This window comes from Amycolatopsis sp. NPDC102522 (genome assembly GCF_055584485.1).
The window spans coordinates 188,620-207,829 of the sequence record NZ_JBVJLY010000013.1; the positions used below are offsets into that span (position 1 = coordinate 188,620).

Genomic DNA, 19,210 nt, shown 5'->3' on the forward strand with positions numbered 1-19,210 from the left:
TAGGGTGGCCCGCGCGATTCTTCGACCGAGGGAGAGGTACGCCGATGCGCCGTGCGTTGCTGGTCGTGCTGGGAGCGATCGTCCCGTTGGCGTTCACCGGCGTCGCGCACGCCGCACCGGACTGTCCCGAGCCCGCGTGGACGGAGACCCCGACGGGCACGGACGCGCAGTTGCGTGGGCTCTCCGCGGTGGATTCCCGCACGGCGTGGGTCAGCGGAAGCAAGGGCACGATCCTGCGCACCATCGACCGCGGGCGCACCTGGAAGCCGGTCGCCCCGGCCGGCACCGAGGCGCTCGACTTCCGTGACATCGAGGCCTTCGACGCCGATCACGCGGTCGCCCTGTCCATCGGGCCCGGCGACGCGTCCCGCATCTACCGCACCGACGACGGTGGCAAGAGCTGGTCACTGTCCTTCCAGAACAGTGACCCGGCCGCGTTCTACGACTGTGTCGCCTTCTTCGACCACCGGCGTGGCCTCGCGATGAGCGATCCGGTGGACGGCAAGTTCCGGTTGCAGTCCACTTCGGACGGTGGCCGGACGTGGAAGCCGGTGCCCGCCGAGGGGATGGTCCCCGCGCTCGACGGCGAGTTCGGGTTTGCCGCCAGCGGCCAATGTCTCACCACGGCGGGCCCGCGTGACGCCTGGATCGCCACCGGAGGCGGGGTCCGTGCGCGGGTCCTGCACTCCGGCGACGGCGGCACCACCTGGGAAGCCGCCGACACCCCGTTGCCCAGCGGCGCTTCCGCCGGGGTCTTCTCGGTGACGTTCCGGGATCCGCGGCACGGCGTGGCCATCGGTGGCGACTACGCGGCGCCGAACGCGCCCGGTCCGGCGGTCGCGCTGAGCGCGGACAAGGGCCGCACCTGGCGGACGCCGCCGGAGGCCCCGGTCGGCTACCGCTCCGGCCTGGCGTGGCTGGGGAACACGGTCATCGCCGTCGGCCCCGGCGGGAGCGACCTGAGCCCGGACGGCGGACGGCACTGGAAGTCGTTCGACACCGGATCCTTGGACTCGGTCGACTGCGCTCGCGGCGCGTGCTGGGCGAGCGGCGCCAAGGGGCGGGCCGCCCGGCTCGGCGGGGTCTAAACTCGAAGGACCATGACCGCACACGCCGAACCCCTCCCGGAGACCACCGAGCATCTGGTCGAGGTGCTGAAGGCGCTCGCCAACCCGATCCGGCTCCAGGTGCTCGGCTGGCTGCGCGAACCGGACAGGCATTTCCCGCCGGAGCGGGCGATCGCCGACCAGAACGAGGTCGGTGTGTGCGTCAGCCATCTCCAGGAGAAGCTGGGGCTCGCGCAATCCACGGTGTCGGCGTACCTGGCGTTGCTGCAGCGCGCCGGGCTCGTCCAGTCCACCCGGGTGGGGAAGTGGACGCACTATCGGCGTGACGAACAGCGGATCGCCCAGCTCGTCGACCTGCTGGGACGCTCCATCTGAATCCGGTCGGGAATAACATATCGAGAATCTGCGATACTTCGATATGTAAGACCCGACTTGAGGAGAGACAGATGGAACTGGGGCGTTTCGGGATCTGGACGTTCGACTTCGAGGAGCAGCCCGCGAGCCTGCTCCGCGATTCGGTGAGGGAACTGGAAGAGCTCGGCTGGCCCGCGATCTGGATCCCGGAGCGGGACGGCCGTGAGGCGCTGACCCACGCCGGGTTCCTGCTCGCGTCCACCGATCGCATCGCCGTGGTCAACGGGATCGCGCGGATCGGATCCCGTGGTGCGCGCTGGACCCGCGGCGCGGCGGTCCTGCTGGCCGACGCCTATCCGGACCGGCACGTCCTCGGGCTCGGCTTCGGCGGCGCTCAGGCCGGAGTGAAGCCGCTGGACGCGATGAACGGCTACCTCGACGAACTCGACGCCGTCACCAGCGCGAACCCGCTGCCCGCCGCGCCGATGCGGCGGCTGCTGGCCGCGTACGGGCCGAAGATGCTGGAACTGGCCCGCGACCGGTCCGAAGGCGCGCACACCTATCACGTGACGGTGGCGCACACCGCCCAGGCGAGGGAAGTGCTGGGGGAGAAGGCCTTCCTCGGCGTCGAGCACGCCGTCCTGTTCGAAACCGACCCGGGCAAGGCGCGCGAGATCGCCCGTGAGCATCTGCACGGGTACCTGACGTCGAAGTACAACGTCGCCAAGTATCTCCGTCTCGGCTACACCGAAGCCGACATCGACGGCGGCCGCGGCAGCGACAGGCTCGTCGACGACCTCGTGTTCTGGGGCGATCTCGACACCGTCACCGCGAAACTGCACGGGCATCTCGACGCGGGCGCCGACCACGTCGGCATCCAGGTCATCGGTGTCGAACCGGGCGAGTCGGCCATGCCGCACTGGCGGCGGCTGGCCGAGTCGCTGCTGTCCTGACCACTAGCGGACCTGGCCGGTCGGGCGGACCACGATCTCGTTGACGTCGACCGAGGGCGGCTGCTCCAGCGCGTAGAGCACCGCCCTCGCGATGTCGTCGGGTTCGAGTTTCGGCTTGGACTTCGAGTCCTCCGGGATCATCGAGGTGTCGACCAGTCCCGGCTGCACCACGGTGACCCGGACCCCGGTGCCGATGGCTTCCTCACGGATGGAGCCGGCCAGTCCGGTCACCGCCCATTTCGTCGCCGAGTAGAGGTTGCCCGGCCGGTGGTAGCGCCCGGCGACCGAGCCGGTGAGCACGAGATGCCCCTTCGACTCTGCCAATGACGGCAGGGTCGCCCGCGCGGTGAGCGCGGTGCCGTAGACGTTCGTCAGCACCATGTCCCGCCACTGCTCGGGGTCCGCGCCGCCGTCTCCGAAGAACGAGACCACGACGCTTTGCCCCGCGTTGGCGAACACCGCGTCCAGTCCGCCGAAGGTCTTTTTCACCGTCTCCACGGCGGAGGACAGCGATGCCCAGTCGGTGACGTCCACCGCGAGCGCGAGAGCCCTGTCCTCGCCGAACTCGGCGACGAGAGGGAGCAGCGCCTCGCGGTCGCGGGAGAGCAACGCCAGCCGGAATCCGGCCGCCGCGGCCCGGCGTGCGGTGGCCTCGCCGAGACCACGGGAGGCGCCGGTGATCAGCAGTACTCGATCGTTCATGCGTCCAAACTAGGCGGCGTGTAGGTCTCCCACTCGGGCACCGGCTCGCCGACCAGGGAAGCGCCGAGCCGGTCGAGGTAGAAGTGCCAGCCCTTGAGGATGTCCGAGGTGTCCCAGTCGGTCGCGGGCAGATGGTGCACGAAGTCGAGCACCGTCCCGTCGCCCCGCGGGGTCAGGGTCAGCTCCACTCGCCACGCGGCCTGCCCGGTCACGCCCAGATCCACCACCAGCCGTTTCGGCGGATCGCATTCGCGGATGACGGCGGGCCCCGGTTCGGTCTCCTTCTCCGCGGTCATCAGCAGCATGATCGTGTTGCCGACCCCGGCCTCGCCGGTCCACGTGCCGATCCACCGGGCCATGCGGTCGGATTCGGTGAGGGCCGACCAGACGTCTTCGATCGGGTCCGGGTACTCGCGCCGGAGTTCGAGCCGGGTCTCGTCGTTGTCCATGAGGTGAAGATAACCGTGGGCTTAATTAAGCGTCAACTTATCGTTTGTCAGGACCAGCCGCCCGCGAAGCCCTCCCGACGCCAAGCGCTCGTGTGCTTCCGCCGCCTCGGTCAGCGGCAAGGTGCCCGCGACCCGCGGGGTGAGCACGCCGTCGTCGACCAAGGCTGCGAGGTCCTTCAGTGTGGCGCCGTCCGCGCGGATCCAGACGTGCTCGACCCTGATGCCGCGCAAGGGAATCGGAGCCGCGCCTGCCGCGAACACCACGAACCGGCCGCGGCTCGCCACGGCGTCCAAGGCTTCGAGTCCGAGCAGGGCCGGGTCGAGCGCCGCGTCGACGCCGCCCGCACGCGATCGGCCAGGAAGTCGCCGCGTGGCACGAAAAACTCCGCGCCGAAGCCTCGGACCAGCGCTTCGTCGGCGGAACCGGCGACCGCCACCACGCGGAAACCGCGGGCCTTGGCCAAGGCGACCGCGTAGCCGCCGACGGCGCCCGCCGCGCCGGTCACCAGGACCGTCGCTCCCGGCGGCAGGTCGAGCAGGTCGAGCGCCTGTGCCGCGGTGAGCCCGTTCAGTGGCAGGGTCGCGGCCTCCACGAGGGACACGGTCCGCGGGGCGGCGGCGACCGCGTCCGCGTCGAGTACGACGAACTCGGCTTGCGCGCCGAGCGCTGTCGACGGCCGATCCCGCAGGCCGATCACGGCGTCGCCCGTGGCGAATTCGGTGACACCGTCGCCGACCGCGTCGATCGTTCCAGCCACGTCCCAGCCGATCCCGAGCACCGCCCGGGGCGGGATGATCCCCGCCCCGGTCAGGAATCCAGACCGGGTCGCGGCGTCGACCGGGTTGACCCCGGCCGCCGCCACCTTCACCCGCACCTGACCGGTCCCCGGCGTCGGGACCGGCATCTCGGCGAGCTCCAGGACCTCCGGGCCGCCGAACCGGCGGACCACCACCGCACGCATCGTTTCTCCTCCAAGGTGTCGTACCCGGCGAACGTATGGGGAGTTACTCTCCATCGGGAAGTACGCACCTCGAGGTGCCCAACCCACGCGGAGGTACGCGCACGTGGTCACGCGCACGGCACAGGAACGGCGGGACGAGGAGAAACGGGCCTACGACGCCTATCTCGCTGCCTGCCCGGCCCGGAAGCTGCTCGACGAGGTCTCGGGCAAATGGGTCAGTCTCGTCCTCGTCGCCCTCGGCGACGGGCCCCAGCGCTACAGCGATCTCTCCCGCCGGATCGCCGGAGTCAGCCAGAAGATGCTCACGCAGACCCTGCGCACCCTGGAACGGGACGGTCTGCTGACCCGCACCGTCACCGCTTGCGTGCCGGTCCGCGTCGACTACGAACTGACCGATCTCGGCCGGAGCCTCCGGCAACTGGTGGCCGGGATCAAGGACTGGGCCGAGTCTCGGTTCGACGAGGTCGAGTCCGCCAGGGTTCATTACGACGCGCGATCGGCGGCTCTCACCATCGGGTCGGACGGCGCGGGCTAGGGTAACCGGGTGTCCACCGCACGCGCCGAACGATTGGTCAACCTGGTTCTGGCCCTCCTGTCCACCCGGCAGTACCTCACCGCCGAGCGGATCCGGGGCATCGTGCCCGGGTACGCCGACGCGGCCAGCGACGAGGCCTACTTCCGCATGTTCGAGCGCGACAAGACCGAACTGCGCGAACTCGGCATCCCGCTGGAGACCGGCCGCAACTCCGCGTTCGACGGGATCGACGGCTACCGCATCGCGCGCCGCGACTACGAACTCGGCGAAATCGACCTCGCGCCGGACGAGGCGACCGCAGTCGGCCTTGCCGTCCGGCTCTGGGATTCACCGGAACTGACCGGCGAGGCCCAGGGCGCGCTGGTGAAGCTCCGCGCCGCCGGGGTCGAGGTCGATGACCACGCCCCGACCGTCGTCGAACCCCGTGTCCGCGCCGAACCGGCGTTCGGCCCGTTGCTCGCCGCTGTCCAAGCCGGGCAGGCGGTGCGCTTCGAGTACCGCCGCAGCGGTTCGGCCGAGCGCAAGATCCGCACCCTCGAACCGTGGGGCGTCGTGTCGTGGCGGGGCCGCTGGTACGTCGTCGGGCACGACAGGGACCGTGGCGCGCCGCGGTGCTTCCGCTTGTCGCGCGTGACAGGGAAGGTCGACGCCTTCGGGCAAACCGGCGTCGTCGAGCGCCCGGAAGGGATCAACCTGCTGCAGATGGTGTCCGCCAGCAGCAGCGAGGATCCGTCCGCGCCGACCACCGCCAGTGTCTGGGTCGCCGACGGCCGGGCCGCCGGGATCCGCCGCCGCGGCCGGGTGGTCGGCCGCAGCACCGCCGGGGGAGAAGAAGGCGACCTCGTGGAGATCGAGCTGTACTACCCCGAATCCGCCGCCGACTGGCTCACCGCCCACGGCCCGGACGTCCTGGTCCTCGAACCCGAGGTCCTCGCGAAGTCGGTACTCAGCCGCCTCGAAGCCGTCGCGCACGCCGGTGGTGCCCGATGAGCGCCACCGGACGGATGCCGCGCCTGCTCGCGCTCGTGCCGTACCTGCTCGCCCGGCCGGGGATCAAGATCGTCGACGCCGCCCACGACTTCGACGTCACGCCCAAGCAGTTGCGCAAGGACCTCGAACTGCTGTGGATGTGCGGGCTGCCCGGCTACGGCCCCGGCGACCTGATCGACCTCTCGTTCGAGGGCGACACGATCGTCGTCACGCACGACGCCGGCATGAACCGCCCGCTGCGGCTCACCGGTGGCGAGGCGACGGCCATGCTCGTCGCGCTGCGGGCGCTCGCCGAGACGCCCGGCGTGGTCGACGCCGACGCGGTCCGCCGCGCCATCGCGAAGATCGAGGCCGCCGCAGGGCAGGCCCAGCCGTCGGGGATCGTCGTCGGAGGGGGAGTGCGGGAAGGCAAGAAGACCGCCGGCACCCGCGAAGCCGTCCGCGCCGCTCTCACCGCGAGGCGCGCGTTGCGGATCCGGTACTACACCGCGTCGAAGGACGAGATCACCGAACGCACCGTCGATCCCATGCGGCTGCTCATCGTCCAGGCGGTCGGCTACCTCGAAGCGTGGTGCCGCCGCGCCGAAGGGGTCCGGTTGTTCCGGCTCGACCGCATCGACGAGCACACCGTGCTCGACGAACCCGCGGTGCCGCCGGCGCACGCCCGGCCCACTGACCTTTCCGATGGTGTTTTCCGCCCGCGTCCCGATCAGCAGGAAGCCGTCCTCGTCCTCGATCCCGACGCACGCTGGGTAGCCGAGTACTACCCCTGCGAGGAACTCGACGAGCTCGACGGCGGGCGCCTGCGGATCCGGATGCGCTACGCCGACGAGTCGTGGATGGTCCGGCTGATCCTCGGTCTCGGGGGAGACGCGCAGGTCGAGAGCCCCGCCACACTCGGTGAGGCGGTTCGTCGACGGGCCGCCGACGCGCTGGCCCGGGCTCGTCACCTTGCGTCAACCTACGAGCAGTAGGGTGACGCCGTGTCGTACCTGCCGAGCATCGCGCTCGCCGTCGCCGGGCTGATCCTGCTCTTCGTTCTGCTAATCAAATTACGCAGAGTCTTGCGCGTACTCACCCATACGATGAGCATGGTGGCTACGAACACCCGAAAACGGACAGGGCTGCTTCGTGCCCGGTCGGCCGCGCTCCGCGTGGCGATCGCGCAACGACGTGGGCTCGAAGACCGGTAACATCTCACCCAGAGACTCGAGAAGGAGGCCGCAAACGATGAACGCGCTGCAGCCGTGGCACATCATCATCCTGGTGCTCGTCGTTGTTCTGCTGTTCGGCGCCAAGAGGCTTCCGGACGCCGCGCGGTCCATCGGCAAGTCCATGAAGATCTTCAAGGCCGAGACCAAGGACATGGCCGGCGGAGACAAGGACAAGGCCGCCGAGACCGAAGAGGTCGACACCAAGCAGCTGCCGCAGGCCACCACGCCCGCGCCCGCCGCTCCTGCCGCGTCCGCACAGGACAAGCAGGTCGCCGACCTCCAGCGTCAGCTCGACGAGCTCAAGAAGCAGCAGGCCCCGACGCCCGCTCCGGCCGAGCAGGCGCAGAAGAACGCCAGCTGAGCGGTTTTCCGGCCAAGCAGCTTCCAGCCAGCCCAGCTGAGCCTGTTCGCGGATGAGCGCGCCGAATCACGGCGCGCTCATGGTGGACCCTGACGAGAACGGACTGTTCAGTGGCGGATTCCGCCTCAGGTGACGAGCACCGCGGGTCGAAGCGGAGCAAGCGCAGTCGTCGGAGCAACCCCGACGGCACGATGACACTCGTCGAGCACATCTACGAGTTCCGGCGCCGTCTCGGCTTCGCGCTGCTCGCCCTCGTCGCGGGCGGAATCATCGGCTTCATCTGGTTCCAGACGACGATCGGCCCGATCCCGTCGCTGGGCAAGCTGCTGACCGATCCCTACTGCGCCGTTCCCGCGGATCGCCGGTTCGACGGCCCCACGGGTGGCTGCAAGCTCCTGCAGACGGTGCCCTTCGAAGCGTTCATGACGCAGTTGAAGGTCGGTCTCGCCGGTGGCGCGGTCTTGCTTTCGCCGTTGTGGCTCTATCAGATCTGGGCGTTCATCGCGCCCGGTCTGTACTCGAAGGAGCGCAAGTACGCGCTCACCTTCGTCGCGTTCGCGTCGGCGCTCTTCGCCGCCGGCGCCGTGCTGGCGTACCTCCTCGTCCCGCACGCTCTCGCACTGCTGATGGACTTCGGTGGCGATCAGTTCATCACCGCGCTCACCGCGGACAAGTACGTCTCGTTCATCCTGTCGCTGCTGCTGATCTTCGGCGTCAGTTTCGAACTGCCCCTGCTCGTGGTGATGCTGAACCGCGTCGGCGTCGTGAAGTACCAGATGCTGAAGAAGTGGCGCCGCGGCCTGATCATGGCCCTGTTCGTCTTCGCCGCGTTCGCGACACCCGGTTCGGACCCGTTCTCGATGCTCGGCCTGGCCGTGGCGCTGATCTTGCTGCTGGAGATGTCCATCCAGATCGCGCGCTTCCACGACCGCAAGCTCGACAAGGAACGCGGCACCGAGGGCTGGGACAAGCTCGAAGACGACGAGGCCGCGCCGTTCGACTACACGCCGAGCACGATCGACGACGAGCCCCCGGCCACCACGGGTGGCAAGCGGACCAACACCGACGACGTCACCTGATCCCCGGGATGCACGCAGCACTGGCCGTCCACCCCGCTTCCGGGAACGGGGCCGCGGGACGGCTGATGGAGTCGGTCGCGGCGCGGCTGCGGCCCGTCGTGGACCGGCTCGACGTCCTCGTCGCCGAAACGGTCGAGGAATCCCGCGCGCTGATGACCGACTCGCGCACGGCCGGGCTGGACGCCCTCGTCGTCCTCGGCGGTGACGGCGCGGCGCACCAAGGCGTCCAGTTCTGCGCCGAATCCGGCGTGGCCCTCGGTGTGGTCCCCGCGGGTACCGGCAACGACTTCGCCAGGGCGCTCGGCATCCCGGAGAACCCGCACGCGGCCGTCGATCTCGTCGCCAGGCGACTCGCGAAAGGCGATCGCCGGAGGATCGACCTCGGGCGGGCCGGAGGCGAATGGTTCGCCACCGTGCTGTGCTCCGGCTTCGACGCCCTCGTGACCGAACGCGCCAATCGGCTGACCTGGCCTCGCGGCCCGCGCCGCTACGACGTCGCGATCCTGGCCGAACTCGCCGCGTTCCGGCCCCGGCCCGTCGTGCTCCGCACCGACGTCGAGACACTCGAACTCGACGCCACCATGATCGCCGTCGGCAACACCCCGTTCTACGGCGGCGGGATGCGGATCTGCCCCGGAGCCGATCCGGAAGACGGCCGGTTCGACGTCACCGTCGTGGGCGCCGCGACCCGGCGCGACCTTCTCCGCATGCTGCCCGGCGTCCGCTCCGGCCGGCACATCGAGCATCCGGCGGTCCGGACCCTCAAGGCTGCCCGGCTGCATGTCGCGGGCAGTGACCTGCCCGTCTACGCCGACGGCGAGCCGCTGGGCGGCCTGCCGATCGACATCACCTGCGTCCCCGGCGCGCTCACCGTCGTCGGTTGAGCCCGGCGTAGTCGCCCGCGCGCCACACCTGCCCCCGGAACGTCGCGGCCGACATGAGGTCGCCGCGCGGGAAGAACACCCCGCCGCACCGGTGGCAGAACCACGCCTGCCGCCAGTACGCCAGCGCGTCGGGGATGCCCCGCCGGATCCGCGCGTTGCGCCGGAGCCGGAGCACGAACAGGACGGCGAACAGCGCGACCAGTGCGAAGGCTCCGAATGGGAAGATCCAGGCCCCGATGGCCTGCCCGACGCGGCCGGTTTCGGTCGGCGCGGGGTCCTCGGCGAGCATGTCCGTGGCGAACGAGACGAACACGAAGGCCGGGATCAGCAGGACCAGCGCGAGCGCCAGGAAACACCCGCCGCCGCGGACCACCGGGTACGGATTCAGCGCCGCCGCGGTCGCGGTCACCGACACGCCGCGGTGTGTCGTCGCGGTGTAGACCACGCCGTCACCGGCGGGGACGGCCGTCATGCCCCCTTGCACCCGGTAGGTGGTCTGCCCGCCCTGGAACACGGCCGGCACGCTTTGCACCTGGTCGACCTGCGCGCACTGCGGGCAAGCGATCTCCACGGTGTCCCCTCTCGATCACGGATCAGCCTCTTGGATGACAGAGCCGTGTCGGCCGTTCCCGAGATCGTCACACCGGGTGCGAACTGTCGGTGGGGTATGGAACGCTGACGAAGTGGTCAATAGCCCTTCACAGACCCCGGCCGAGGCATACGCCGCCTCCAAGCGCCGTGCGCAGTATCCCCAGCTGACCCGCTTCGCGGCCGAGTCGTCGTTCGAATTCGACGACTTCCAGGTCCGCGGTTGCGAGGCGCTCGAGGACGGGCACGGCGTGCTCGTCTGCGCGCCCACCGGCGCCGGGAAGACCGTGGTCGGCGAGTTCGCGGTGCACCTCGCCCTCGCCGAGGGCCGCAAATGCTTCTACACGACACCTATCAAGGCGTTGTCGAACCAGAAGTACGCCGACCTCGTCGGCCGCTACGGCGCCGACGCCGTCGGCCTGCTGACCGGCGACACCTCGATCAACGGCAACGCCCAGGTCGTGGTCATGACCACCGAGGTCCTGCGCAACATGCTCTACGCCGGGTCCTCGACCATCGGGGAGCTCGCGTACGTGGTGATGGACGAGGTCCACTACCTCGCCGACAGGTTCCGCGGCGCCGTCTGGGAAGAGGTCATCCTCCACCTGCCCGAGCACGTCCGGGTCGTCGGCCTGTCGGCCACGGTGAGCAACGCCGAGGAATTCGGCGAGTGGCTCGTCGAGGTCCGCGGCGACACCACCGTCGTCGTCGACGAGCACCGCCCCGTGCCGCTGTGGCAGCACATGCTGGTCGGCAACCGGCTGATGGACCTGTTCGCCGGCCAGGAGGAACACGCGCCCGGCGCCGAACTGCGGATCAACCCGAGCCTGCTGCGCCGCACCGAAGAGGTCGGCCGTGGTTTCGCCCCGGCGGGGATGCGCGGGCCGAGGGGCCGGCGCGGCGCGCCGTCACGGATGCCGCGGTTCCGGCCGCCGTCCCGCACCGACACGGTCGAGCGCCTGGACAGCGCCGGTCTGCTCCCGGCCATCGTGTTCATCTTCTCGCGCGCGGGCTGCGACGCCGCCGTCGGCCAGTGCGTCCGATCCGGTCTGCGGCTCAACGGCCCCGAAGAGGTCGAGAAGGTCCGTCGCATCGTCGCGGAGCGCACCAAGGACCTGCCCGAAGGCGACCTCGGTGTCCTCGGCTACTGGGAATGGCGCGAGGCGCTCGAACGCGGCATCGCCGGGCACCACGCGGGGCTGCTCCCGGCGTTCAAGGAGACCGTCGAGGAACTGTTCGTCCAGGGTCTGGTGAAGGTCGTCTTCGCCACCGAGACGCTCGCGCTCGGCATCAACATGCCCGCGCGCACCGTCGTCCTGGAACGGCTGGTCAAGTACAACGGCGAGGCGCACGTCGACCTGACGCCGGGGGAGTACACGCAGCTCACCGGCCGCGCCGGGCGCCGCGGGATCGACGTCGAAGGCCACGCCGTCGTCGCCTGGCAGCCGGGGATCGACCCGAAGCAGGTCGGCGGTCTCGCCTCGACCCGGACGTACCCGCTGCGGTCGTCCTTCCGGCCCGGCTACAACATGGCGGTGAACCTGGTCGCCCAGGTTGGCGCCGAGGCGGCCCGTGACCTGCTGGAACAGTCGTTCGCGCAGTTCCAGGCCGACCGGGCGGTGGTCGGGACGGCGCGGCGGATCGAGCGGAACAAGGAGGCCCTGCGGGGCTACACCACCGCCATCACCGGCGAATTCGACGAGATGCTGGAGTACGTCGAGCTGCGCGCGAAGATCTCCGCCAGGGAGAAGGCGCTCTCGCGGCAGAACACCTCCGCTCGCCGGGCAGGCACGGCCGAGTCGCTGGAGAAGCTCCGCAAGGGTGACGTCATCGCCGTGCCCGCGGGCAGGCGCGCGGGGCTCGCGGTCGTCGTCGACCCGGGGCTCGACCCGATCCGCGAACCGCGGCCCGTCGTGGTCACCGAGGACCGGTGGTCCGGGCCGCTCTCGGTCGCCGACTTCCCGGCGCCGGTGGAAGCGCTGGGGAACATCAAGCTGCCGAAGCACATCGAGCTGCGTTCGCCCAAGACCCGCCGTGACATCGCCGCGAGCCTCCGTAACGCGGGAATCTCCTTGCCCGGCAGGCAAAAGCGCCGCGCCGGGGCCAATGAGGACGGTGAGCTCGCCGCGCTGCGACGTGCGCTGCGCGCGCATCCGTGCCACGGCCTGGCCGAGCGCGAGGCGAACCTGCGCTGGGTCGAGCGGTACCAGCGTCTCTCGGCGGAGACCGAGCAGCTGGAACGCAAGGTCGCCGCGACGACGCATTCGCTCGCGCGCGCCTTCGACCGCATCCTGCGCCTGCTCGGCGAGCGCGGTTACCTCGGTCCCGAGTCCAAGGGCGATGGCGAGGATCGCGTCACCGAACACGGCAAGCGGCTCACCCGCCTCTACAGCGAGTCCGACCTGCTCGCCGCCGAGTGCATCCGGCACGACGTCTGGAAAGGCCTGGCGCCCGCCGAACTCGCGGCGGTCGTCTCGACGCTGGTCTTCGAGGCGCGCCGGGACACGGCGGGGGAGCCTCGACTGCCCGCGGGCAAGGTGCTCGACGCCTGGCAGGCGACCACCCGCCTGTGGATGGAGCTCACCGAGGACGAGCGAGAGCACAAGCTGGACCGCACCCGCGAGCCCGACGCCGGGTTCGCCTGGCCGATCTACCGCTGGGCGCGCGGCGAATCGCTGGAGAAGGTCCTCACCGCCGCCGAGGCGAACGGGCAGGAAATCTCCGCAGGCGACTTCGTGCGCTGGTCGCGGCAGGTCATCGACCTGCTGGACCAGATCCGCGACGTCCTCGGGCGGGCCGATCCGGTCGGGGCGGCCGCTTCGGACGCGGTGAAGGCTTTGAGGCGCGGAGTCGTGGCGGCCGGCGGCGCCTGACCGGCCGCTGACCTGCACGATTCCAGCGGAGGTCCGATCGACGGTGAAGGAATCGGGACACTCAACGTCCCAAATCCTTCACCGTCGCGAGGTCGTGCCACCCAGCCCTGCGGCCGACAGCCGAGCAGGTGGCAAGGACGGTTAGTGCGATCCGGTATTTACCTACCTGCGCCTGACCTCGGCGAAGGTGGCGTTTCGGGAGAGTTCCGGGATCGACGATGGAGGAATCGGGACGTTCAGTGTCCCGATTCCTCCATCGTCACACCTTCCACTCAGCACGAAGACACCGGATCCCGGTGGGCAGGCAACTACGAGTCCGCTGGAACCAGCCTCGCCATTCACGAGGCATTGGGCTGACCGGCGGACCGGATGCCGCCACCGGTGTGAGCACGGTCGCGGCCAGTTGCCCCGACACCACCCGGGAACAGTGGGCAGGGGCGCCGACCTGTGGTTGGATCGCCCACGACGGCCATGCAGGTCGGCCGGTGACGATGGCGGAACAGGCGGAGGCGAAACGATGAGCACGCCGTATGGCGGCAACGACCCGCAGCAGCAGCCCCAGTGGGGCCAGCAGCCGGGCTACGGGCAACAGCCGGGCGGCGCTCAACCGCCGAGCGGTCCGCAGCAGCAGCCGCAGTGGGGTCAGCAGCCGCAGTACGACCCGTCGCAGACGCAGCAGCAGCCCCAGTGGGGCCAGCAGCCCGCACCCTACGACCCGTCCCAGCAGCAACCGGGGTACCCGCAACAGCAGCAGCCCGGCTACGACCCCTCCCAGACGCAGCAACAGCAGCCTCAGTGGGGCCAGCAGCCGGGTTATCCGCAGAGCGGCCCCCAGCAGCAGCCTGGCTACCCGCAGAGCGGCCCGCAGCAGCAGCCGCAGTACGGGCAGCCGCAACAGCAGCAGCCTGGCCAGTACGAGTACGGCCAGAGCCAGTTCCCGGGCACGCAGGGCGAGGCACAGGACAAGCCGAAGTCGAAGAAGGGCCTGTTCATCGGGATCGGCGCGCTCGTGGTGATCATCGCCGCGGTCGGCGTCCTCGGGTTCGTCACGCCGGGCTGGTTCAACACCCAGGTCTTCAACAACACCCAGATGCAGACCGACGTGCAGAAGCTGCTCACCGAGACCTACGGGATCAAGGAGATCAGCGCGGTCACCTGCCCTGCGGGCCAGGAGGTCAAGGACGGGGTGAAGTTCACCTGCACCGCCACGATCGAGGGCAAGCCGCAGGAGGTGCCGATCACCGTGAAGGGTGACACCGGCAACTACGAGGTCTCGCCACCCGCCGTCACCAAGTAAACGGCGGGCGCCGGGGACGGTCGATCCTGCATGATCGTCCCATGAGCGACTTTTCAGTGCGGCTGTTGCGGTCCGACGAGGAACGGGCCGCGATCGATCTGTTCAGGCACGCCTTGCACGTGAAGGCGATGACCGACGAGGAATGGTCGGCCATCGGCGAGTCGATGCAGCCGGACCGTGGGTTCGGTGCGTTCGACCCGGACCTGATCGGCACCGTGCGGTCCTTCGATTCGGAGGTGACGCTGCCCGGCGGCGGCAGCACGCCGCTCGCCGCGGTCAGCCTCGTCGGTGTCCGCGCCGACCGCATCCGGCGTGGTGTCCTGACCGCGTTGATGCGCGCCCAGTTCGAGGATTTCGCCGCTCGCGGCGTCCCGGCGGCGATGCTGCACGCGTCCGAGGGCGCCATCTACGGCAGGTTCGGTTACGGCATCGCCGCACGGGGCAAGACGATCGACGTCGACAGGCACCGCGCCCGGTTCCGCCCCGAGGTCCCGGCGGGCGGACAGATCTCCTTGCTGGACCCGGAAAGCACCATCGAGCAGTGGCCGTCGCTCTTCGACGCCCTTCCGCGCACCCGGCCCGGCATGATCGCGCGGAGCCCGCATCTGTGGCCGGGTTACGAGCGGGACGTGCGCCGGGCGACCACGCCGGTCACGACAGCCGTGCATCGCGGCCCGGACGGCATCGACGGCTACGCCACCTACACCGTCGAGAGAGCCAAATTCGGTGATCCGTCGCAGTTGAAGATCCAGGACTTCCACCACGCGAACCCGGAGGCGTTCGCCGGGTTGTGGCGGTATCTGCTGTCCGTGGACCTGGTCGACCGCATCACCGCCGAAAAGCGGCCGCTCGACGAACCGGTCGAGTTGCTGTTCGCGGATCCGCGGCACGTGAGCGTGCAGAAGATCCAGGACGAGGGCTGGCTCCGGCTGGTCGACGTCGCCACGATGCTCGACGCCCGCACTTACCGGGGCGAACCGGTCGTCATCGAAGTCACCGATCCCTTCCTGGACCACAACTCCGGCCGCTACCGCCTGTCCGGGGACGGTGCCGCCCGCACCACCGACCCGGCGGATCTCGAAATGCACGTCGACACCCTGTCGATGCTGTACCTCGGGGGCTGGCGCGCGTCGGAGCTCGCGGCCGCCGGACGCGTCCGTGCCACCGGCGAGGCGGCCTTGGAGCGAGCGGACCTGCTGTTCGGCACGCGTGTGAACCCCTGGTGCGGTACCTTCTTCTGACGTTGGATGATCACATTCGGTGGGGGTGGAGAAGCTTGAGCAGGCGAGCCGTCGCGACGGTCGGTCTGTGCTGTGCCGCTTTCGCGGTGCTGGCGGCGTGTTCGGACAGCCCGGCACCCGCACCGGCGACGAAGACCGTCACGGTCCCGCCCACGACGAGTGCCTCGTCGAGCGCGCCGGCCACCGGCGGTTCGTCCTCCAGCGCTCCGGGCAGGGTGTTCGACCCGAGGACCATGCAGGCGGATGTGCGGAAGATCCTCACCGAGACCTATCAGGTGGGCGAAGTCGGCGACGTGCTCTGCCCGGCGAACCAGACGGTCAAGGACGGCAGCACGTTCAGCTGCACCGTCCAGGTCGGCGGGGCGGGCAAGACCGTCACGATCACCGTCACCGGCGAAGACGGCCGGTACGAAGTCGGCGCGCCCGGCTGAAAACCGGTTGGGGTTCGCCGGTGACGGACGGCAGGATCTCCTGGCATGAGCGAATTCCATGTCCGCGTCGTGGCCGAAGGCGAGCAACGGGCCTGCCTCGAAGTCCTCGAACAGGCCCTGCACGCCAAACCGGTTTCGGACGAGGCCTGGGCCAAGATGGCGCCGAGCTGGCCCGCCGCCGGGAAGTTCGCCGCGTTCGACGACCACGGCGCCCCGGTGGGGATCGCGAGTTCCTTCGACACCGAGCTCACCGTCCCCGGTGGACAGAAGCTCGCCACCGCGGCCGTCGACGGTATCGCCGTCCGCGCCGACTGGACCCGCCGCGGGATCCTCACCGCGATGATGGCCGTCCAGCTGGAGGACTTCGCCGCGCGCGGCGTCCCGCTGGCCGCGCTCCACGCTTCGGAAGGCGTGATCTACGGCCGCTTCGGTTACGGCGCGGCCACCTTCTGCAAGGGCGTCTCCGTCGAACGCCCGCGTGCCCGGCTTCGTGACGGCGTGGGGCGGGACGGGGAGGTCAGGTTCGTGACCCCGGCCGAGGCCGTCGAGCGCGTTCCCGCGCTGTACAACCGCTTCGCGGGAACGCGGCCGGGATTCGTCGCCCGCCCGGCCCACTGGTGGCCGGGCTTCTTCGACAGGCTGGTCACCGGGAACGACGGCTATCGCGTCGCCATCCACAGTGGACCGGACGGCGACGACGGTTACGTCGTCTACCAGACCATCGACGCGCGCGATCGGCAGGCGCCGGAACGCGGAGCGATCCTGGACATCCGGGAACTCGATGCCGCGACACCGCGGGCCTGGGCGGGATTGTGGCGGTTCCTGCTGTCGGTCGACCTGGTCTCCGCCGTCGCTGGACGGGGGCGCCCGATGGACGAGCCCGTCGCCGAACTGCTCACCGACCCGCGTGCGGTGAACACGACCGAAGTCATCGACGACCTGTGGGTGCGGCTCGTCGACGTGCTCGCGGCACTGCGGGCGCGCACCTACGGCGCCGCCGAATCCGTGGTGCTCGAAGTGCTCGACAGGCAGCTTCCGGACAACAACGGCCGCTACCTCGTCGGCCCCGGCGGTGCGGAACGCACGACCGCAGAGGCGGATCTGCGGCTGGACGTCGCCACCCTGTCGTCGCTGTATCTCGGCCACGGCCTCTTCGCCGACCTGGCGTTGTCAGGCCGTGTCGAGGTTCTGGACGAGGCCGCGGTCGGCCGTGCCGACACGCTGTTCCACACCGCGCGTGCCCCGTGGTGCGGGACGTTCTTCTAAGCCGGATTGCGCCGCGGTTTGATCCGCACCTGCGGGAGCGTGGGTGCGGGCAACCACGCCGTGGTGCCCTGATAACCCTCCACGGAGCCGAACCGGTCCGCCTGTGCCTGCCACGCTTCGCGGTACTCGGCGATCTCTTCGTGGCTGCGGCCCACGAAGTTCCACCACATGACGAGTTCCTCGGTGAATGGGGTCCCGCCGAGCAGGAGCACCCGGGCCGGTTCGCCGCCGGTGTTCGCCAGCGCCAGCCGTCCGGGGCCGGGCGCGAGATAGGCGAGCTCTCCGGTGCCGAGCGCGGTTCCGGCGACGGTGACGGAGCCGATGTCCTGCAGGACACCGTGTTCGAAGGCGGGGTCGACGTCGAGGGTCACGGTGGCCCCGGGCTCGACGGTGAGTTCAGCGCCCAGCAGGGGAGTGAACGCCGGGACCGGTGAGGTGGAGCCGGCGAGTGTGCCGAGAAAGACCCGTGCGGTGGCACCGGACAGGTGGCGCAAGGGTGGCGCGTAGTGCCGGAAGTCCCGTGCGGTGTCGCGGTGTTCGTCCGGCAGCGCGATCCAGAGCTGGACGCCGTGCAGCGTCGCAGTGTCCGATTTGGACACTGTGGATACTTCGGAGTGCGCGATGCCGTGTCCGGCGGTCATCAGGTTGAGTTCCCCCGGCCGGACCACGGCGTGGGTGCCGATGCTGTCGCGATGCTCGATCTCGCCGCTGAACAGCCAGCTCGCGGTCTGCAACCCGGTGTGCGGATGCGGCGCGACGTCCATCCCGCCGGACTCCGACACGTCCTGCGGCCCGTAGTGGTCGGCGAAACACCACGCGCCGATCAGGGACCGCTGCCGCTGCGGAAGGGTCCGGCGGACCCGGATCGCGCGCGGCCCGCCGAGCGGGACGTCACGCGGGGTCAGCACGGTGACGCCGTCGCCGGGGTGGTCCCGGCACAGCAACTCGGCCGGGTCGGCTTCGGTGTTGCTCACGGCTTGGGGAGCGCGGCCAGCAGACGCTCCACCGAACGGCCGAGATTCCAGCGTTCCGCCAGTTCCGCGACCTTGTCCGGGTCGGCGGGCTCGGACGGGACGGTGTCCGCGCGGGACTGCTCGACAGGCGCGTCGGCCGCGACCCGGACGACGGTCGGCGCGACCGCGAGGTAGTCGGCGGCGTCGCTCAGCCGCAGCCGTGTCTTGAGCGGCACACGCGAATCGCCGGCGTTGGACGCGTCGATCAGCTCCTGCAGCGAACCGAACTGGGTGATCAGCTTCGCCGCTGTCTTCTCGCCGATCCCGGCGACGCCGGGCAGCCCGTCCGACGGGTCCCCGCGCAGCGCGGCCATGTCGGCGTACCCGGGGCCGGCGTTCCCTGCCGGGATGCCGTACTTCTCGGCGAGCTCGTCCGGGCCGAGGATCTCGGCCTTGTTCCAGCCCTTGCCGACGTAGATGACCACTGTGGACGTCGGCTCGTGGCGGACCAGCTGGAACAGGTCGCGGTCACCGGTGATGACCTCGACGGGCGACTTCTGCTCGCGGATCGCGAGCGCGCCGATGACGTCGTCGGCCTCGTAACCGGCCGCTTCGGCCGTCGCGAGCCCGAAGGCCTCCAGCAGTTCGAGGATGATCGGCACCTGCGGTGTCAGCGTGTCCGGCACTTCTTCGACGTCGCCGCCCTCAGGGACCTCTTCGGCCACGCGATGCGCCTTGTAGCTGGGCAGCAGATCGGTGCGGAACTTCGGCCGCCAGTCCGCGTCCAGGCACGCCACGAGCCGGGCGGGCCGCCGGTCGACGAGGATTCGCGCGACGGTGTCGGTGAACCCGCGCACGGCGTTGACCGGTGTCCCGTCCGGGGCGGTCATCGACTGGGGCAGTGCGTAGAACGAGCGGAAGTAGAGGCTCGCGGAATCGAGGAGAGCGAGTGGTCCGGTCACGCGGACAGCCTGCCATGTCCGGGCCCGGATGTCCGTGAAGGACCCGACC

At 70.1% G+C, this 19,210-nt stretch carries 20 protein-coding genes and 1 pseudogene; 15 read left to right on the forward strand and 6 right to left on the reverse strand.

All coding sequences use genetic code 11. From position 1 onward, the window contains the following. Positions 1-44 precede the first annotated feature (44 nt). The 3 genes from ACZ6YV_RS27965 (at position 45) to ACZ6YV_RS27975 (ending at position 2,374) form a co-directional block, all read left to right on the forward strand. Complete coding sequence (locus ACZ6YV_RS27965) at positions 45-1,088, forward strand: oxidoreductase (protein ID WP_465512431.1); 1,044 nt, start codon at positions 45-47, stop codon at positions 1,086-1,088. Positions 1,089-1,100: 12 nt separating this feature from the next. Further along, the gene (locus tag ACZ6YV_RS27970; RefSeq protein ID WP_378240237.1) at positions 1,101-1,442 is read left to right on the forward strand and encodes an ArsR/SmtB family transcription factor; all 342 of its coding nucleotides are present in this window, start codon (positions 1,101-1,103) and stop codon (positions 1,440-1,442) included. Between the two features lie 71 nt (positions 1,443-1,513). Further along, positions 1,514-2,374, forward strand: coding sequence for a TIGR03620 family F420-dependent LLM class oxidoreductase (locus ACZ6YV_RS27975; protein ID WP_465512432.1), 861 nt, complete (start codon positions 1,514-1,516; stop codon positions 2,372-2,374). Between the two features lie 3 nt (positions 2,375-2,377). Here the strand turns inward: ACZ6YV_RS27975 and ACZ6YV_RS27980 are convergent, their stop codons facing one another. From ACZ6YV_RS27980 to ACZ6YV_RS27990, 3 genes and pseudogenes are all read right to left on the reverse strand, one after another. Beyond that, a complete protein-coding gene (locus tag ACZ6YV_RS27980; RefSeq protein WP_465512433.1) occupies positions 2,378-3,076 on the reverse strand; it encodes an SDR family oxidoreductase in 699 nt (232 codons plus the stop codon). Beyond that, the gene (locus tag ACZ6YV_RS27985) at positions 3,073-3,525 is read right to left on the reverse strand and encodes an SRPBCC family protein (protein WP_465512434.1); all 453 of its coding nucleotides are present in this window, start codon (positions 3,523-3,525) and stop codon (positions 3,073-3,075) included. The genes ACZ6YV_RS27980 and ACZ6YV_RS27985 overlap by 4 nt, the downstream gene beginning before the upstream one ends. 21 nt (positions 3,526-3,546) lie before the next feature. Further along, a pseudogene (locus ACZ6YV_RS27990) lies at positions 3,547-4,487 on the reverse strand (NADP-dependent oxidoreductase). 103 nt (positions 4,488-4,590) lie between these two features. On the opposite strand from ACZ6YV_RS27990, the gene ACZ6YV_RS27995 reads away from it, so the two are divergent. The 7 genes from ACZ6YV_RS27995 to ACZ6YV_RS28025 all read left to right on the forward strand — a co-directional run bounded on the left by ACZ6YV_RS27995 (position 4,591) and on the right by ACZ6YV_RS28025 (position 9,550). Further along, positions 4,591-5,022 (forward strand): winged helix-turn-helix transcriptional regulator, encoded by a 432-nt coding sequence (locus tag ACZ6YV_RS27995; protein ID WP_465512435.1) that lies wholly within the window; start codon positions 4,591-4,593, stop codon positions 5,020-5,022. A gap of 9 nt (positions 5,023-5,031) precedes the next feature. Beyond that, a complete protein-coding gene (locus tag ACZ6YV_RS28000) occupies positions 5,032-6,012 on the forward strand; it encodes a helix-turn-helix transcriptional regulator (RefSeq protein WP_465512436.1) in 981 nt (326 codons plus the stop codon). Then, complete coding sequence (locus ACZ6YV_RS28005; RefSeq protein WP_378240244.1) at positions 6,009-6,986, forward strand: helix-turn-helix transcriptional regulator; 978 nt, start codon at positions 6,009-6,011, stop codon at positions 6,984-6,986. The genes ACZ6YV_RS28000 and ACZ6YV_RS28005 overlap by 4 nt, the downstream gene beginning before the upstream one ends. 9 nt (positions 6,987-6,995) lie before the next feature. Then, the gene (locus ACZ6YV_RS28010; protein ID WP_005150907.1) at positions 6,996-7,205 is read left to right on the forward strand and encodes a bacteriophage holin; all 210 of its coding nucleotides are present in this window, start codon (positions 6,996-6,998) and stop codon (positions 7,203-7,205) included. 37 nt (positions 7,206-7,242) lie between these two features. Further along, positions 7,243-7,587, forward strand: coding sequence for a Sec-independent protein translocase subunit TatA (tatA, locus tag ACZ6YV_RS28015; RefSeq protein ID WP_378240245.1), 345 nt, complete (start codon positions 7,243-7,245; stop codon positions 7,585-7,587). Between the two features lie 110 nt (positions 7,588-7,697). Continuing rightward, positions 7,698-8,666, forward strand: a complete 969-nt coding sequence (tatC, locus tag ACZ6YV_RS28020) for a twin-arginine translocase subunit TatC (protein ID WP_378240246.1) — start codon at positions 7,698-7,700, stop codon at positions 8,664-8,666. Positions 8,667-8,674: 8 nt separating this feature from the next. Beyond that, complete coding sequence (locus tag ACZ6YV_RS28025) at positions 8,675-9,550, forward strand: diacylglycerol/lipid kinase family protein (protein WP_465512437.1); 876 nt, start codon at positions 8,675-8,677, stop codon at positions 9,548-9,550. Here the strand turns inward: ACZ6YV_RS28025 and ACZ6YV_RS28030 are convergent. Further along, positions 9,534-10,121 (reverse strand): hypothetical protein, encoded by a 588-nt coding sequence (locus tag ACZ6YV_RS28030; RefSeq protein ID WP_465512438.1) that lies wholly within the window; start codon positions 10,119-10,121, stop codon positions 9,534-9,536. The genes ACZ6YV_RS28025 and ACZ6YV_RS28030 overlap by 17 nt on opposite strands. A 112-nt stretch (positions 10,122-10,233) precedes the next feature. Here ACZ6YV_RS28030 and ACZ6YV_RS28035 point away from each other — a divergent pair, with 112 nt between their 5' ends. The 5 genes from ACZ6YV_RS28035 to ACZ6YV_RS28055 all read left to right on the forward strand — a co-directional run bounded on the left by ACZ6YV_RS28035 (position 10,234) and on the right by ACZ6YV_RS28055 (position 17,246). Beyond that, on the forward strand, positions 10,234-13,011 hold the full coding sequence (locus tag ACZ6YV_RS28035; protein ID WP_465512439.1) for a DEAD/DEAH box helicase: 2,778 nt from the start codon (positions 10,234-10,236) through the stop codon (positions 13,009-13,011). A 517-nt stretch (positions 13,012-13,528) separates the two neighbouring features. After that, positions 13,529-14,308 (forward strand): DUF4333 domain-containing protein, encoded by a 780-nt coding sequence (locus ACZ6YV_RS28040; protein ID WP_465512440.1) that lies wholly within the window; start codon positions 13,529-13,531, stop codon positions 14,306-14,308. 41 nt (positions 14,309-14,349) lie between these two features. Then, complete coding sequence (locus tag ACZ6YV_RS28045; RefSeq protein WP_465512441.1) at positions 14,350-15,549, forward strand: GNAT family N-acetyltransferase; 1,200 nt, start codon at positions 14,350-14,352, stop codon at positions 15,547-15,549. Positions 15,550-15,584: 35 nt separating this feature from the next. Continuing rightward, entirely contained in the window at positions 15,585-15,980 is a 396-nt protein-coding gene (locus ACZ6YV_RS28050) for a DUF4333 domain-containing protein (RefSeq protein ID WP_465512442.1), read from the forward strand. Between the two features lie 45 nt (positions 15,981-16,025). Further along, on the forward strand, positions 16,026-17,246 hold the full coding sequence (locus tag ACZ6YV_RS28055) for a GNAT family N-acetyltransferase (protein ID WP_465512443.1): 1,221 nt from the start codon (positions 16,026-16,028) through the stop codon (positions 17,244-17,246). Here ACZ6YV_RS28055 and ACZ6YV_RS28060 read toward each other — a convergent pair. Next, positions 17,243-18,220, reverse strand: coding sequence for a pirin family protein (locus ACZ6YV_RS28060; RefSeq protein ID WP_465512444.1), 978 nt, complete (start codon positions 18,218-18,220; stop codon positions 17,243-17,245). The genes ACZ6YV_RS28055 and ACZ6YV_RS28060 overlap by 4 nt on opposite strands. Further along, a complete protein-coding gene (locus ACZ6YV_RS28065) occupies positions 18,217-19,161 on the reverse strand; it encodes a 5'-3' exonuclease (RefSeq protein ID WP_465512445.1) in 945 nt (314 codons plus the stop codon). The genes ACZ6YV_RS28060 and ACZ6YV_RS28065 overlap by 4 nt, the downstream gene beginning before the upstream one ends. Positions 19,162-19,210 lie beyond the last annotated feature (49 nt).